The sequence below is a fragment of the Lentzea nigeriaca genome (assembly GCF_016907955.1).
In the GTDB taxonomy this organism is placed as follows: Bacteria; Actinomycetota; Actinomycetes; order Mycobacteriales; family Pseudonocardiaceae; genus Lentzea; species Lentzea nigeriaca.
In genome coordinates this window covers 74,547-88,849 of the sequence record NZ_JAFBCX010000008.1, presented here as the reverse complement: position 1 = coordinate 88,849, position 14,303 = coordinate 74,547, and the positions used below count along the sequence as shown (strand labels likewise).

At 69.8% G+C, this 14,303-nt stretch carries 13 protein-coding genes; 6 read left to right on the top strand and 7 right to left on the bottom strand.

All coding sequences use genetic code 11. The features are described 5' to 3' along the window. The first annotated feature begins 111 nt into the window (after nt 1-111). The gene (locus JOD27_RS26915; protein ID WP_204765071.1) at nt 112-3,465 is read left to right on the top strand and encodes an ATP-dependent helicase; all 3,354 of its coding nucleotides are present in this window, start codon (nt 112-114) and stop codon (nt 3,463-3,465) included. Nucleotides 3,466-3,495: 30 nt separating this feature from the next. On the opposite strand, the gene JOD27_RS26910 is transcribed toward JOD27_RS26915, so the two are convergent. Both JOD27_RS26910 and JOD27_RS26905 read right to left on the bottom strand, forming a co-directional pair. Continuing rightward, nucleotides 3,496-4,032 (bottom strand): hypothetical protein, encoded by a 537-nt coding sequence (locus JOD27_RS26910; RefSeq protein WP_372441746.1) that lies wholly within the window; start codon nt 4,030-4,032, stop codon nt 3,496-3,498. A gap of 67 nt (nt 4,033-4,099) precedes the next feature. Continuing rightward, nucleotides 4,100-4,480 carry a DoxX family protein gene (locus tag JOD27_RS26905; RefSeq protein WP_204765069.1) on the bottom strand — a complete coding sequence of 127 codons (381 nt, stop codon included), beginning with the start codon at nt 4,478-4,480 and terminating at the stop codon, nt 4,100-4,102. Between the two features lie 62 nt (nt 4,481-4,542). Here JOD27_RS26905 and JOD27_RS26900 point away from each other — a divergent pair, with 62 nt between their 5' ends. Beyond that, nucleotides 4,543-5,967: a M20/M25/M40 family metallo-hydrolase gene (locus JOD27_RS26900; protein ID WP_307830336.1), complete on the top strand. Its 1,425-nt coding sequence runs from the start codon at nt 4,543-4,545 to the stop codon at nt 5,965-5,967. Then, nucleotides 5,964-7,007, top strand: a complete 1,044-nt coding sequence (locus JOD27_RS26895) for a potassium channel family protein (RefSeq protein ID WP_204765067.1) — start codon at nt 5,964-5,966, stop codon at nt 7,005-7,007. The genes JOD27_RS26900 and JOD27_RS26895 overlap by 4 nt, the downstream gene beginning before the upstream one ends. Nucleotides 7,008-7,171: 164 nt before the next feature. Here JOD27_RS26895 and JOD27_RS26890 read toward each other — a convergent pair whose 3' ends face one another. Both JOD27_RS26890 and JOD27_RS26885 read right to left on the bottom strand, forming a co-directional pair. Further along, nucleotides 7,172-7,612, bottom strand: coding sequence for a hypothetical protein (locus JOD27_RS26890; RefSeq protein ID WP_204765066.1), 441 nt, complete (start codon nt 7,610-7,612; stop codon nt 7,172-7,174). Between the two features lie 43 nt (nt 7,613-7,655). Further along, nucleotides 7,656-8,225 (bottom strand): single stranded DNA-binding domain-containing protein, encoded by a 570-nt coding sequence (locus JOD27_RS26885; protein WP_204765065.1) that lies wholly within the window; start codon nt 8,223-8,225, stop codon nt 7,656-7,658. Nucleotides 8,226-8,305: 80 nt separating this feature from the next. Between JOD27_RS26885 and JOD27_RS26880 the strand changes: the two genes are divergently transcribed. From JOD27_RS26880 to JOD27_RS26870, 3 genes are read left to right on the top strand one after another with little or no spacing between them, the layout of a single operon-like run. Next, nucleotides 8,306-8,974, top strand: coding sequence for a response regulator transcription factor (locus JOD27_RS26880; protein WP_204765064.1), 669 nt, complete (start codon nt 8,306-8,308; stop codon nt 8,972-8,974). Beyond that, the gene (locus JOD27_RS26875) at nt 8,971-10,227 is read left to right on the top strand and encodes a sensor histidine kinase (protein ID WP_204765063.1); all 1,257 of its coding nucleotides are present in this window, start codon (nt 8,971-8,973) and stop codon (nt 10,225-10,227) included. Before JOD27_RS26880 ends, JOD27_RS26875 begins: the two co-directional genes overlap by 4 nt. A 40-nt stretch (nt 10,228-10,267) precedes the next feature. Next, nucleotides 10,268-10,747 carry a hypothetical protein gene (locus JOD27_RS26870; protein WP_204765062.1) on the top strand — a complete coding sequence of 160 codons (480 nt, stop codon included), beginning with the start codon at nt 10,268-10,270 and terminating at the stop codon, nt 10,745-10,747. On the opposite strand, the gene JOD27_RS26865 is transcribed toward JOD27_RS26870, so the two are convergent. The 3 genes from JOD27_RS26865 to JOD27_RS26855 all read right to left on the bottom strand — a co-directional run bounded on the left by JOD27_RS26865 (nt 10,744) and on the right by JOD27_RS26855 (nt 14,126). Next, a complete protein-coding gene (locus tag JOD27_RS26865) occupies nt 10,744-11,643 on the bottom strand; it encodes a neutral zinc metallopeptidase (protein WP_204765061.1) in 900 nt (299 codons plus the stop codon). The two genes, JOD27_RS26870 and JOD27_RS26865, sit on opposite strands and share 4 nt — an antisense overlap. A 19-nt stretch (nt 11,644-11,662) precedes the next feature. Further along, nucleotides 11,663-12,901: a neutral zinc metallopeptidase gene (locus tag JOD27_RS26860; RefSeq protein WP_239569042.1), complete on the bottom strand. Its 1,239-nt coding sequence runs from the start codon at nt 12,899-12,901 to the stop codon at nt 11,663-11,665. A gap of 127 nt (nt 12,902-13,028) precedes the next feature. Next, entirely contained in the window at nt 13,029-14,126 is a 1,098-nt protein-coding gene (locus JOD27_RS26855) for a neutral zinc metallopeptidase (protein ID WP_239569138.1), read from the bottom strand. Between the last annotated feature and the right edge of the window lie 177 nt (nt 14,127-14,303).

Genomic DNA, 14,303 nt, shown 5'->3' with positions numbered 1-14,303 from the left:
ACGCGCGCAGCCTGGGTAGGAAGATGTGCTGGTGACGTTGTTCAGGACCTGTGACCGGCTCGTCGCCCCGTGCGACGTGCGGTGCGACGTCACGTGTGGACTGGTCGCCCGATGACGGTCAGTCCGTTCGAGATCGCCGAGGCGCTCGGGCTCAACAAGCCGACCCCCGAGCAGGCCGAGGTCATCGCCGCACCCACCCAGCCGGCCCTGGTCGTGGCCGGTGCTGGCGCGGGCAAGACCGAGACCATGGCGGCCCGCGTCGTCTGGCTGGTCGCGAACGGTGTCGTGCTGCCCGACCGCGTTCTGGGCCTGACCTTCACCCGCAAGGCGGCGCGGCAACTCGCGGACCGCGTGCGCGCGCGGCTACGCAGGCTGGCCGGGTCTTCGCTGCTCGACGAGCTCGACCCGAGCGGCGAGCGCAAGATGGCCGTGCTGACCGGCGAGCCCGTGGTGCTGACGTACCACGCGTACGCCGGGCGCCTGGTGTCCGAACACGGTTTGCGGCTGCCGGTGGAGCCTGGTGTGCGGCTGCTCACCGAGACCGCGTCGTGGCAGCTCGCGCACCGGGTGGTGTCGACGTGGGCCAAGGACCTCGACACCGACAAGGTCCCGGCGACGATCACCGGCTACCTGCTGGCGCTGGCCGGTGAGCTCGGCGAGCACCTCGTCACGCCGGAAGCCCTGCAGAACCACGCGGACAAGCTTTGTGCGCTCATCGAGAACGCCCCGCGTGCGCCCCGGCAACGCGACGGCCTGCCGGAGAAGCTGCAGGAGGTCATTCGCGCGCAACGGCTGCGGGTCGCGCTCCTCCCGCTGCTGGAGGCGTACCAGCTGCGCAAGCGGAAGGAAGCGGCGCTCGACTTCGCGGACCAGATGTCGCTGGCCGCACAGCTCGCCCAGTTCGAGGAGGTCGCGGAGGGCGAGCGCGAGCGGTACGGCGCGGTGCTGCTGGACGAGTACCAGGACACCGGGCACGCCCAGCGCGTCTTGTTGCGGTCGCTGTTCGGTGAGGGCAAGCCGATGCCCGTCACGTCCGTGGGCGACCCGGCGCAGGCCATCTACGGCTGGCGTGGGGCGTCCGCCGCGAACCTGCCGCGCTTCGCCGACGACTTCCCGCCCACCAGGAAGTTCGGGCTGCTGACCAGTTTCCGCAACCCGCCGGAGGTGCTGGAGCTCGCGAACGCGGTGTCACTGCCGCTGCGCGAGGCCGGCCTGGACGTCGAGGAACTGCGCGCGCGCCCCGGCGCGGGACCGGGCGACGTCCGGCTCGCGTTGCACGCCGACATCCGCCAGGAGCTCGACTGGATGGCGGACAACGTTGCGGCACAATGGGAAGCGCACCTCGACACCGAAGGCGTGCCGCCGACGGCCGCCGTTCTGGTGCGACGGCGCTCCGACATGGCGGCGATCGCGGCCGCGCTCAGGGAACGCGGCCTGCCGGTCGAGGTCGTGGGCCTCGGCGGCCTGCTCGACGAGCCCGAGGTGCGGGACCTGGTGTCGGCGCTGAGGGTTCTCGTGGATCCGCTGGCGGGCACGGCGGCCGCGCGCCTGCTGACCGGCTCGCGCTGGCGCCTGGCGGCACGGGACCTGGCAGCGTTGTGGAGTCGCGCACGTGAGCTGGCTGGTGTCCAAAGCAGACAGTCCGTTGTGGACGATCCTCTGCTCGTGCTGGCGGACGCGTTGCCCGGTGAGCACGCCGAGCAGGCCGGCCTGGCCGACGCGTTGGACGACCCCGGTGATCCCGACGCCTACTCGCAGGACGGCTATCGGCGCATTCGCAGGCTCGGGGCCGAGCTGGCTGCGTTGCGACGCCGCCTGGACCAGCCGCTGCCAGAGCTGGTGGCGGACGTCGAACGCACGTTGCTGCTCGACATCGAGGCCATGTCGCGGCCGGGCATGGTAGGCCGCGCACACCTCGACGCGTTCGCCGACGTGGTCACGGACTTCGCGGCGGCCAGCCCGTCCGCGACGCTGTCGTCGTTGCTCGACTACCTCTACGCGGCCGAGCACGCCGAGGACGGCCTCGAGCCCGGCGAGGTGGAGGTGTCCGAGGACCGCGTGCAGATCCTGACCGTGCACTCGGCCAAGGGCCTGGAGTGGCGGATCGTCGCGCTGCCGCACCTGGTCAAGGACGTCTTCCCGGGCCGCAAGAAGTCGTCGTGCTGGCTGAAGGCCGTCACCGAACTCCCGGCCGACCTGCGAGGCGACGCCCAGGACCTGCCTTCCTTGCGGTTGTCGGCCGGCTTCAACCGCAAGGAGGTCGACGAGGCGCTCACGATCCACGCCGAGGAGTTCGAAGACAGGCGCCTGGTGGAGGAACGCAGACTCTTCTACGTAGGTGTCACGCGCGCCGAGCACAGCCTGCTCATGTCCGGCCACTGGTGGGCGGAGGCGGGCGACAAGCCCAAGGGCCCGTCGGTGTTCCTGCAGGAGATGCACGAGGTCCTGCGACGCGACAACCCGCCGGGCGACATCAGCGTGTGGGCAGACGAACCGGACCCCGACACCCCGAACCCCCTGGCAGAAGACGTGAAGACGTCCCAGTGGCCGGCCGATCCGCTGGGCAAGCGCCGCGACGCCGTGGTCGAGGGCGCCAAGATGGTGCTGGCCGCGTTGGACGAACTCCGCAACGCCCCACCCGAACCACTGCCGCTGATCTTCGAGGAAGAACCGGCTGTGGCGGTCGAGGACTATCCGCCGCCGGACGAGCCGCCGGACGACGACTTCCCGCCAGAGCCCGAACCGCTGCCCGACGACGTGGTGCCCGACGACCCGGAGATGCCGGAGGAAGACGACCCGGACGGCTGGGCCAAGGACGTGGACGTCCTGCTGGCCGAGCGCGCCGCGTCGATGACCCGCCGCGAACAGGTCGAACTGCCCGAGCACCTCTCGGTGAGCCAACTGGTCGAACTGGCCAAGGACCCGGACCTGCTGGCCCGCCGTCTGAGGCGTCCCCTGCCGTTCCCCCCGAACCCACTGGCGCGCCGAGGCACGGCCTTCCACACGTGGCTGGAAAACCGCTTCGGCGCCACCCGCCTGCTCGACATCGACGAACTGCCAGGCGCGGGCGACGCCGACGCCTCCCCGGACGCCGACCTCGAACGCCTGAAGGAGGCGTTCCTCTCCAGCGCCTGGGCAGACCGCACGCCACACGACGTCGAGGTGCCCTTCGAAGCCGAGTTCGACGGAATCTCGGTCCGAGGCCGCATGGACGCCGTCTACAAGGACCAGGACGGCTGGACCGTCGTCGACTGGAAAACCGGCGCGGTGCCGGACGCGGAGGCCCTGCCGGCGCTGTCGGTGCAGCTCGCGGCGTACCGGCTGGCGTGGGCGACGCTGGTGGGGGAGCCGTTGGAGCGGGTCCGGGCCGCGTTCCACTACGTGCGTCACGATCACACGTTGCGGCCGGCGGACCTGCTGGATGAGCAGGGCCTGAAGGACCTGATCCGATCGGTGGGGTCGTGATCAGTGGGACGGCTTGGCTGAAGCTGCGACTCAGGTGCTGGCCGGTGCGTGCGACGCCTTGAGGACCCGCTCGTACAGCACCTCGAGCAGCCACCGCCCGAAGAGCGACGGCCCGAACTCGGGGGAGCGGTCCTCCGGCGGCACCATCATGTCGGCCGAGGTGTCGTCGGCGACCACGACGCCGATGCCGTAGTAGTCGAGTTCGATGTACGACCAGGCCTGCGACTCGTCGGACCGGGGCAGCATCACCGCGCACGGTGCCAGGGTCAGCAGGGTGCCGCAGGACTGCAGGGCTCGGTCCGTGGTGGACTCGCTGACCAGGACGCCGACGAGTTCGACGGCGGCGACGGGTAGGCGGTCGTGGGCCTCGGGCTCGAACCAGGAGCGGAACCAGGACGGGTCGGCGCGTGGTGGCCAGCCGTTCTGGGTGCGCCACTCGTGGACCTCGGGTAGCAAACGCACCACCGCGGACACCTGCTGGCCCAGGACGGCGACGTCGGGAACGACGACTCCGTCCCAGCCGAGCGCTGTTGCGGCGCGCTGGAGAAGCGTTTGCACAGGGCGCATCCTAAGGTTGCTCGCGCGAGAAATGACAGCGTTTGCGGGATACTTGGTTAAGGATTACCCAGGGTGGTCATGGGGTCGCTTTGGCCACTTTCCAGGCCCACGCGACGAGTGGGACCTGCAGTGGCAGGCGACCATACGCCAGGGCGCGCGCCTTTGGCGACTTGGAGCGAAAGTCCAGAGCCATTTTCACGTTTGCCGGGAACACCGCCACGAAGAAGGCCGCGGTTGCCAGGCTGCCCAGGCGGCGGGTGCGTGGGGCCGCTACCGCTGTGGCCAGGGCGAGTTCGGCCGCGCCCGACGCGTAGGTCCACTGCCGCGGAGTGCCGGGCAGGGGGCGCGGGACGATCGCGTCGTAGTACTTGGGCCTGGTGAAGTGGGTGATTCCGGCCAGGCCGAGCAGTGCGGCGAGCGCCAGCGCTGATCGCGCTCGGGAACGGTTCGGTTCCATGCGGTCACCCTGTCATGCCTACGCCGCGTAGGCGAGGTGGGGCTGGCCTATTCTCCTCGGGCGTGGCAGGTGATTCTCATCATCCCGAACGTGCCGCGGTTGCCGCGCTGAGCGAATCCTTCGTCGCCGGGCTCCGCGAGTGGATCAAGATCCCGTCGATTGGCGTCGACCCCGAGCATCGCGTTGACGTGCGGAGATCTGCCGAGTGGCTGGCCGGGCAGCTCAGGGAGGACGGCTGGCCGGAGATCGAGATCTGGGACGACGGGCCGGCGTTGCCCGCCGTGTACGCCTGCTGGCCCGCCGCGGATCCCGGTGCTCCGACCGTGCTCGTCTACGGACACCACGACGTGCAGCCCGTCGATCCGGTCGAGCGGTGGCACCATCCGCCGTTCGAGCCCGTGACCAGCGGCGACGAGTTGTACGGCCGTGGTGCGAGTGACGACAAGGGGCAGGTCGCGATGCACCTGCTCGCGGTGAAAGCGCATCTGGCGGCGACTGGCCAGAATGCGCCGAGCGTCACGCTGAAACTCTTCATCGAGGGTGAGGAGGAATCGGGTTCTCCGCATCTGCGAAAGCTGCTCGAAGACCACCGGGAAGACCTCGGCTGTGATCTCGTGGTGTTCACGGACACCGCGTTGCACGAACGCGATGCGCCCACCGTCAACACCGGCCAACGCGGTGTTCTCGGCGGTGAGATCACGTTCTTCGGCGGCACCGACGACGTGCATTCGGGGCGGGCCGGCGGCGCGATTCCGAACCCCGCCACGGCATTGGCGAAACTGATCGCGGCGCTGCACGACGAGGAGGGCCGGATCCAGCTGCCGGGCTTCTACGACGACGTCCGCGAACCGTCCGCAAAGGAACGAAGCGACTACGCCGCGCTGCCGTTCGACGAGCGGAAGTGGTTGGCGCACAACGGGGGTGGCGCGCAGGCAACCGCGGGTGAACCCGGCTACACGACGCTCGAACGCATCTGGGTGCGGCCGACCGCCGAGATCAACGGCATCAGCAGCGGCTACACCGGGCCCGGCCTGAAGACGATCATCCCGGCCACCGCGACCGCGAAGCTCAGCTTCCGGCTCGTGCCCGACCAGCTGCCGGAGAAGGTCGCGGACCAGCTCAAGGAGTTCGTCGCCGAGCACACTCCGCCGGGCATCAGGGCGGAGGTGAGCTTCCGCGGCGACGGGGTGCCGCCGTACGCGATCAGCCCCGACGACCCGGCCAACGCGACGGTGAAGGAGGCGATGGAGCTGGCGTTCGACCAGCCCGTGCGGTTCGCGCGGGCCGGTGGGTCCGGGCCCGCCGCGGTGCTGCAGGCGTGGCTCGGGGTGCCCCTCGTCTACCTCGGAGCGACCTTGCCGGATGATCGCGTGCACGCGCCGAACGAACGCGTCGTGGTACCGCTGCTCCTCAAAGGTGCGGAGGCGGCGGCTCACCTGTGGCGAATGCTTCCCCAAGCAAATATCGCGAAGAGGTTGACTCGATGAGCCTGACTGACGAAGCGTCGCACTCGCTCGTCGGCGTGATCAAGATGCCGGACCAGGCGCAGAGCCCGGTCCGCGCCATCGTCAAGCGCGTGATCGGGGCGTCGGCCGCACTGCTGCTCGCGGTGCTGATCGTCTACCTCGACCGCGAGGGCTACCGTGACGTCAACGGGGACGGCGTCTCGTTGCTCGACTCGTTCTACTACGCGACGGTGTCTCTCTCGACGACCGGCTACGGCGACATCACGCCCGCCTCGTCGTCGGCGCGGCTGGTGAACGTTCTGGTCATCACGCCGTTGCGGGTCTTGTTCCTGATCGTGCTGGTCGGCACGACACTCGAAGTTCTCACCGAGCGCTCCCGTCAGGCGTTGCGCATTCAGAAGTGGAGGCGGGTCGTGCGGGACCACGTGGTGGTCGTCGGTTATGGCACCAAGGGACGGTCGGCCGTCGCGGCGCTGCTCGGTGACGGTGTCGAGCCCGGCTCGATCGTCGTCGTGGACACCGTGCAGGAATCGCTCGACGCCGCGTCCGCCATCGGGCTCGTCACCGTGCATGGGTCCGGTACGCGCAACGACGTGCTGAGGGTCGCCGGTGCGGCCCGAGCGCGCGCGATCGTCGTTGCGCCGAACCGGGACGACACGGCGGTGCTGGTGACGTTGACCGCCCGCGAGCTCGCCCCGAAGGCGCAGATCGTGGCGTCAGTGCGGGAGCGGGAGAACGAGCACCTGCTCAAGCAGTCCGGCGCGGACTCGGTGGTCGTGTCGTCGGAGACGGCGGGCCGGCTGCTCGGCATGGCCACGGCGACGCCGTCGGTGGTCGCGATGGTGGAGGACCTGCTCACGCCGGACGCGGGTCTCGCGATCGCCGAACGCGACGTCGAGGCGAGTGAGATCGGCGGGTCGCCGCGGCACCTGTCGGACATCGTGCTCGGCGTGGTGCGGGGCAAGACGCTGTACCGGGTCGACGCCCCGGAAGCCGACGCGATCGAGCCGGGCGACCGGCTGCTCTACGTCAAGAAGGTGACCCCGCCCGGCGGGGAGTGAAAGCCACGTCCCGCCTCGGCTGAGTCGAGGCGGGATGCCTGACTTGCCGGCGGGTCCAGGACGGGTCCGCGACGGCGGGCTGAATGGCGCCGACCAACGCGAGTGCTATCCCCAAAAATGCGGTGCGATTCGAATTCTTACACGCTTCAAAGAGTCCCTCAGGCCTAATCGCTCCGAGTGGGGAGCACGGCCGGCGCTCGCAGAGGCGCGTAGCGGAAGAGGAACGCGTAAAAACCGCCCGCCAGCGCTGCCATGCACAGCAGCAGCGCGGTGAGGCGGCGTCCTACCGGCAGTCCGACCGGGACGGAGGAAGCGGACGACACCATGTCGTTGCCGGTGTTCACGATTTCGAGGGTCTCGCCTTTGCGGTGGCCGCAACCGTCGAGCTTGGCCTGCTTCTTCTCGCCGTTCGCATCCCACTCGACGGTGTCCATGCCCTGGCCGCACGACCCGGTCTCGATGACGGTCGCGGTCACGGGTCTGGGGGGCTCCTCGGCGCCCAGCACCTTGGCGGGCGCCAAAAGAGCGATCGCGACCCCGATCCCGACCAGTCCGACGACCAGCAGGATGAACACCCATCTGTTCGGGCTTCGCGGAACCGCCACACTGCGATGTTCGCAGACGCGGCGGTCCGCGTGGAGCCCAGGTTTACTTCGGCAACTGACGTAGCTGCTCGACCTTGATGGTCTTGCCGTCGGACACCGAACCGGTCACCGCGACGAGGTCGCCGTTCTTCGGCTTCTCGCTCACGCCGGACAGGTCGAGCGGCGTCTGCAGGCCGTCTACCTGGATCAACGTGGCGTTGTTCCCGTTGACGTCCTTGATCGTGCCCTGCTCGTGCGCCTTGGCGAGCGCCACGTTCAGCGCCTTGCCGTCCTTCACGCGCACGGTCACGCGCTGGTCGGCCTTCAGGCCACCCAGGTCTCCACCACGCAGCTTCGTCGAGCTGTCAGTGGTCAACGACACTTCGCTGCCGTCGTCCTTGGTGATCGTGAGTTTGCCGGATTCGACGGATTTCACACGTCCGACGACGAGAGTGCCGCCCTTCAGCTTCACCTTGTCCGGGCGGCCCGGTTTGCCGGGACCGCCGGGGTGGCGCTCCGCGAACGCCGCGGGCGGGCCATCGGGGTTGTCGGCCGCTGCCGCGACCGCGATGCCGCCGACGGTGAGCCCGACGGCCGCGACGATGGCGCCGGCCCACGCAGATTTCTTCGACATGTGCCTCAGGGTGCGCGCACATGCTGAGCGTGAGCTGAAGGCGAGTCGCCCGAAGTCCGGATGATCAGCAGAATGAGGAGGTGTCCGCCAGGGTGTTGGTGATCGAGGACGCCGAGGCGATCGGCGCCGCGGTGTCGTCCGCGTTGCGCGAGTCCGGGTACGAGGTGCAGCACCGGCTGGACGGGCGGCAGCTGGAGGCCGATCTCGGGCGCTTCCGGCCCGATCTGGTCGTGCTCGACGTGATGCTGCCCGGCCGCGACGGCTTCGCGCTGCTCGAGGTGATCCGCAGGGCTTCCGGGGCCGGGGTGGTCATGCTGACCGCCAGGGACGGGGTTCCCGACCGGTTGCGCGGCCTGTCCGGCGGGGCGGACGACTACGTCGGCAAACCGTTCGTGCTGGCAGAGCTCGTCGCACGGGTGTCGGCGGTGCTGCGCCGGCTCGGGCGGACGCCGTCCACCGTCCAGGTCGGCGACCTGGTCGTCGACGCCGACGCCGGCGTGGTCATGCGGGCCGACAAGGCCATCGAGCTGACGGCCACCGAGCTGCGGCTCCTGGTGTACCTGGCGGCGCAGCGCGGGCGGGTGGTGTCCAAGACGCAGATCCTCACCGCCGTGTGGGGTTATGAGGACTACGACCCGAACCTCGTCGAGGTCCACATCAGCGCTGTGCGGCGCAAGCTCGAAGAGCACGGGCCACGGCTCGTGCACACCGTGCGTGGCCTGGGGTACGTGTTGCGGGCCGACGAATGAACCTGCGCACTGTCTCGCTGCGGCGGCGGGTCGCCGTCTCGGTGCTGCTGGTGTTGTTCCTGGTGCTGGTCGCGCTGGTCATCGCCGTCGACCGGACCTTCCAGGGGCAGTCCAACAAGGACGTCGACCTCGTTCTGCGTGATGCCGAGAACCGCGCGGGTGTGTTGTTGATGAAGGGCAATCCGCCACGGGACGTCGTCCGGCAGCTGACCAAGCGGAACATCCACGTCACCGTGGAGCTGCCCAACGGGATCCGGTTCGGGGACGCGCCGGAAGACGGCCAGTTCGTGCGCAAGAACCACACCTTCGGGGCGGCCAAGTTCACGTTCTACGCCGACACCGAGGCCATCTCGCAGGCGCAGGTCCGGCTGCGCAAGCTGCTGATCATGCTGGGGCTCGGGGCCATCGTGATCACCGGGGTGTTGATGATCTGGGTGGTCCGGCGGGCGCTGGCTCCTCTCGACGCCATGACGTCCCTGGCCCAGGCCATTGCCGCCGGGCATCGGGGCGGTCGGTTGAACCCTTCGCGCACGGACACCGAGCTGGGACGGACGGCTGCGGCCTTCGACGGGATGCTGGACTCGCTGGAGGGGTCCGAGCAGCGGACCCGGCGGTTCGTCGCCGATGCCGCTCACGAACTGCGCACGCCGATCACGGGTGTTCAGGCCGTGGCCGAGGCGCTGGTGCAGGCGCCGGTCGACTCGCCTGATCGGGACCAGATGTCGTTCCTGCTGGTCCGGGAGGCGCGGCGGGCCGGACGGCTGGTCGATGACCTTCTCGCGCTGGCCCAGCTGGACGCCGGGTACGAGATGCAGCGCGAAGCCGTGGACCTGCTGGCGCTGGCCGAGGCCGAGGTGGCTCGGACCCGTTATGTGGCACCGGACTTCGACATCGCCGCCGAAGGGGTCTCGGTCACCGTGGTCGGGGACGGGCAGCGGCTGGCGCAGGTGCTCGCGAACCTCGTGGACAACGCCAGGCAGGCCACCGGTCCACAGGGGAGCGTGCGGATCCGGGTCGACCTGACCGGGTTCACCGTGTCCGACAACGGCCCTGGGGTGCCGGAGGCCGAACGGGAACGGATCTTCGACCGCCTGGTGCGGTTGGACGACGCCCGCGATCGGCGGTCCGGTGGCTCGGGACTCGGGCTGGCTATCGCTCGCGGGGTGGTTCGGGCTCATGGCGGCGAGCTGACCTGTGAGCCGTCCGGCTCCGGAGCCGTGTTCCGGGTCGTCCTGCCGGTCGCGCCCGCATAACCAGTCGCGTCGGTCCGGGGAGTTTTGCTTCCCTGTCGGGGTGGACGTCGACGTTGTGGTGCAGTGGGTGCGGACCGAGTGGACCAAGGATTCCCGTGGTGGAGCCGAGGCTGCTCGGCGCAACGCCGTGCCCGAGGCGTTCCCGTTGCCGCACGGGCGGCCTGCCGTGCACGAGGTGATCCAGCTCGAGTGGTGCGACTTCGAACCGGTGTGGTCGAAGGAGAGCGACTCGATCGACCGCATCCGCCTCAGCCTCCTGGAATCCGACGAGATGCTGGCCGTGCAGCTGCAGGACACCATGCACGCGGCACCGCGCCGGTGGAACCGGCCTTCTCCGGTGCGGCTCGCGCGCGGGGAGTGGGTGCGGTGGCAGCTCAACCACCGGTGGCAGCGGCCGCGTGACGGTGCCCACAACTACGAGATGACCACGCTCAACCTGGCGTACGGGCCGGTCAGCGACCTGAAGTTGTTCCTCGGCAAGCCCACCCGGCTCGTCGACGAGCGGGCTCGGTTGCGTTAGGACACCTGCGCTGCCGGGGCGGCGAAGGTGTTGCAGGCCGTCGTCGAGTTGCTCTTGAAGCCCGTCGTCGCCCACAGGGCCTGGTTGGCGGCCGAGCCGTGGGCGTTGTTCTCGGGCTTCTCCTCGACGGCGTACTTGAAGTCCTCCTGCGCCTGCCGGGCCAGTACCGGCGTCACGGAGCCCTTGCCCGCGGCGCCCGCGAGGAACATGCCCGCGAAGCAGTTGGCCTGCAGCTCGATCCGGCGCGACATCTCCAGACCCGCCGGGGTCTTCTCGCCCGCGTCGGTGATCTTCAGGTCGGCCGCGCGCAGGAGACCCGAGAGTGCCTGGACGTGGTGGCCGTACTCGTGGGCGAGAGTGGCCAGGTGGGTCGCCGGGGCGTCGCCGCCGCCGTTCTCGCGCAGGCGGGCCGTCGGCATGTAGATGGTGCGGTTGCGGCCGCAGTAGTAGGCGACGGCGTGCTCGGACTCCGGGGCCGCGCCGCACGGCCCGTCCTTGAGCTCGGGCGAGGCGTCGAGCGTCGGCTTCTCGAACGGGAGGTTGGCAGAAGCCAGCAACGGGGCCCAGGCGGAATCCAGGCACGCGACGCCCGCCGTGTAGTAGGCGACGAGTTGCTGGTCGGAGACGCCGAACGGCGGGAGCTGACAGGTCACCGGGGCGAGGGGCGCCGGCGTCACCAGGAACGGGTGGTCAGCCAGGCGGTAGACCGCGCGGGGGCGGACCGCGGTCGACGGCTCCGCCGGGCTCGACGGGGACGTGGCGGCGCGGGAATCCGCCAGCGCGTGGCCGGTCACCAGTCTGGGGCGGCTCAGTTGACCGATTCCGAGGACGAAGGCGACCACCAGCACGAACACGGCCCCGAGCACGACAGGGTTGTTCTTGGCTGGTTGGGTCACGTTCGCCCCTTCCGGGTCCTCAGGAGACGGATCCCGCGTCAGCTGCCCAGGTGTTGCACTCCGAGGCCTTGTTGTTGCGGTAGCCCCTGTCCACCCAAGCCGCGTTGTTCTCCGGTGTGCCGTGGTCCTTCGTCGGGTAGATGTCGTAGTCGCCTCGGTTGCCCGCGTCCGTCAGAGCCACTCGGATCACGTCCATGGGTATTGCGCCGTGCGACAGCGGTGCCAGGCTCATGCCGCCGAAGCAGGTTGCCTGCAGCTCCATCCGGCGGTTCAGGTCGAGGCCCTTCGGAGTATCCCACCCTCCCGCGTCGTACTGCGCGCGGTCCGACGCTTTCAGCATTCCGGTGAGCCACTGGATGTGGTGGCCGTACTCGTGCGCCAGCTGGCCGAGGTACTTGCCGGGGTGGTTCGGGTTGTTCGGGTTGCGTTCCGCGGCGTAGGCGTTGGCGGTCCAGTAGATGCCGCCCTGGCAGTACCGCGCGGTGGAGTCCGGGCGAACGGTGCCGCACGGGTACTGCACGGTCTCGGTGACGATGTGCAGCTCGACGGGCTGGTACGGGAGGTTGGCCGCCTGCAGGGCCGGCTTCCACATGCTCTCGATGCACGGCAGCGCGGCGCGCAGGAAGCGGTCCTGGCCCGCCGGGGAGTAGTCCATCGCGGGGAGCGGGCAGCCGGAGATCGTGTTCGCGCCGAAGTTCGGCTTCAGGAACGGGTGGTCGGCCAGGGCGTAGACGGCCCTCGGGCCCTCGGGCGTCGCGGACGCCGACGGCGTGCGGGAGGCCGACGGACGCGACGAGGTCGTGGTCGAGGCCGTGGGTTCGGTGGTGGTCGTGTAGGTGAAGGTCGGGCTGTAGGTCGTGTAGTTCGAGCTGCCGGCCTCCTTCACCCTGCTGTTCAGGGTCGCGGCGAACACACCGACCGCGCCCAGGCCGAGGATCACCACGCCGCCGAGGATCAGAGCCACGATCGGGCCGTTGCTCTTCTTCCGGGGTGGCATGGCCGGGTACGGCGCATAACCGGGCTGGAAACCGCCCGGCGGCGGGCCCCACGTCGGTTGCGGCGGCGGCATGACCTGGCCCGGCGGGGGCGGCGGAGGGCCGTAGTGGCCGGGCGGCGGACCCATCGGAGGGCCCTGCGGCGGCATGCCGTACGGAGGTGGTGAACCTTGCGGCGGACGCTGCCCGAGCGGTGCGGGCATCGGCGGAGGGCCGACCGGGCGTGGCGGTGGCCAGTTGCCCGGCGGCGGTGGTTGCGTCATCGCCTGAGGTCCCCCCATTGGTGAGCCTGGGTCGGGTACGAGCATATGCGGACCGAGATCGTTCGTCCCCCGACCGGGCTAACGCGTCCCGTCCACGTTCTTGAGACGCGCCGGCCGGGGGATCGGTTCACGAGACGTCCGCGGAACTCGCCGCCCAGGTGTTGCAGGCTTTGATGTCGTTCTGCTTGTGGCCGTGCATCACCCAACGCTCGTTGTTCTGCTGACTGCCGTGGTCGGGCGTGCGGTTGTAGTCGCCGCGTTGGCTCGCGTCGCTCAGCCCGGTGTTCACGACGTCCATCGGGATGACGTTCTTGTGCGAGAACGGAGCGAGCGTCATGCCGCCGAAGCAGGTGGCCTGCAGCTCCTTCCTGCGGTTGAGCTCGAGGCCCTGCCTGGTGTCCCAGCCGCCCACGTCGTACTGGGCCTCACTGGCGGCGCGCAGAAAGCCGGCCAGCCACTGGATGTGGTGGCCGTACTCGTGGCTGAGCTGACCGAGGTACACGCCGGGATGCCGGACCGTCGTGCCACCTTCGTTGGCGTAATAGTTGCCCGGCCAGTAGATGACGCCCTGGCAGTACATCGCCGTGACGTCGTTGCGCCGGGAGCCGCACGGGGTGTTCACGGTGCCGGTGAACACCTGCAGCTCGACCGGCTGGTACGGCAGGTTGGCCGCCTTCATCGCCGGCTGCCACGCCTTCTCGATGCACGGCAGCGCGGCCGCGAGGAACCGCTCCTCGCCCGCCGGGTTGTACTCCATCTTCGGCAACGGGCACGCGGCGAGGTCGTTCGCGCCGATCCCGGTGCCGAAGATCGGATGGTCGGCGAGCTTGTAGACGGCCTTCGGTCCGGGCGGCTGCGTCGGCGTGGAGGACGTCCGCGTCGACGAGGTGCGCGTGGTCGCCGTCGTGCTGGTGGTCGTGGTCGTCGTCGACGTGTAGGTGTAGGTCGGGCTGTAGGTCGTGTAGTTCGAGTTGCCCGCCTCCTTCACCTTGCTGTTCAACGACGCCGCGAAGACACCGACGGCACCGAGTCCCAGGATCACCACGCCGCCGAGGACCAGCGCGAGGATCGGGCCGTTGCTGCTCTTGCGCCGCGGCGGCATCGGGTACGGCGGTGGCGTGAAACCGCCGGGAGGTGGCGGGCCCCACATCGGCTGTGGTGGTGGCATCACGGGACGCGGCGGCGGCAGCGGTGCGCGGCCGGGCGGCGGTCCCGTCGGACGCATCTGCGGAGGCCCCTGAACAGGGCGGGGAGGCATCGGCGGCCCGTACTGACGTGGTGCGGGCACGGGTGGTGGGCCTACCGGGCGCGGTGGCGGCCAATTACCCGGCGGCGGTGGTTGCGTCATCGCCGAAAATCCCCCAGATGGCGTCTGTTCGAAAGTCCGCCGGAGCATATGAGG

Excerpts from the sequence above, each read along its gene's own strand:
- JOD27_RS26910 (WP_372441746.1), bottom strand. The coding sequence starts at position 4,032 with ATGCGCCCTGTGCAAACGCTTCTCCAGCGCGCCGCAACAGCGCTCGGC.
- JOD27_RS26860 (WP_239569042.1), bottom strand. The coding sequence starts at position 12,901 with ATGACGCAACCACCGCCGCCGGGCAACTGGCCACCGCCACGCCCGGTC.
- JOD27_RS26895 (WP_204765067.1), top strand. The coding sequence starts at position 5,964 with ATGAGCCTGACTGACGAAGCGTCGCACTCGCTCGTCGGCGTGATCAAG.
- JOD27_RS26875 (WP_204765063.1), top strand. The coding sequence starts at position 8,971 with ATGAACCTGCGCACTGTCTCGCTGCGGCGGCGGGTCGCCGTCTCGGTG.
- JOD27_RS26855 (WP_239569138.1), bottom strand. The coding sequence starts at position 14,126 with ATGCGTCCGACGGGACCGCCGCCCGGCCGCGCACCGCTGCCGCCGCCG.
- JOD27_RS26915 (WP_204765071.1), top strand. The coding sequence starts at position 112 with ATGACGGTCAGTCCGTTCGAGATCGCCGAGGCGCTCGGGCTCAACAAG.
- JOD27_RS26885 (WP_204765065.1), bottom strand. The coding sequence starts at position 8,225 with ATGTCGAAGAAATCTGCGTGGGCCGGCGCCATCGTCGCGGCCGTCGGG.
- JOD27_RS26905 (WP_204765069.1), bottom strand. The coding sequence starts at position 4,480 with ATGGAACCGAACCGTTCCCGAGCGCGATCAGCGCTGGCGCTCGCCGCA.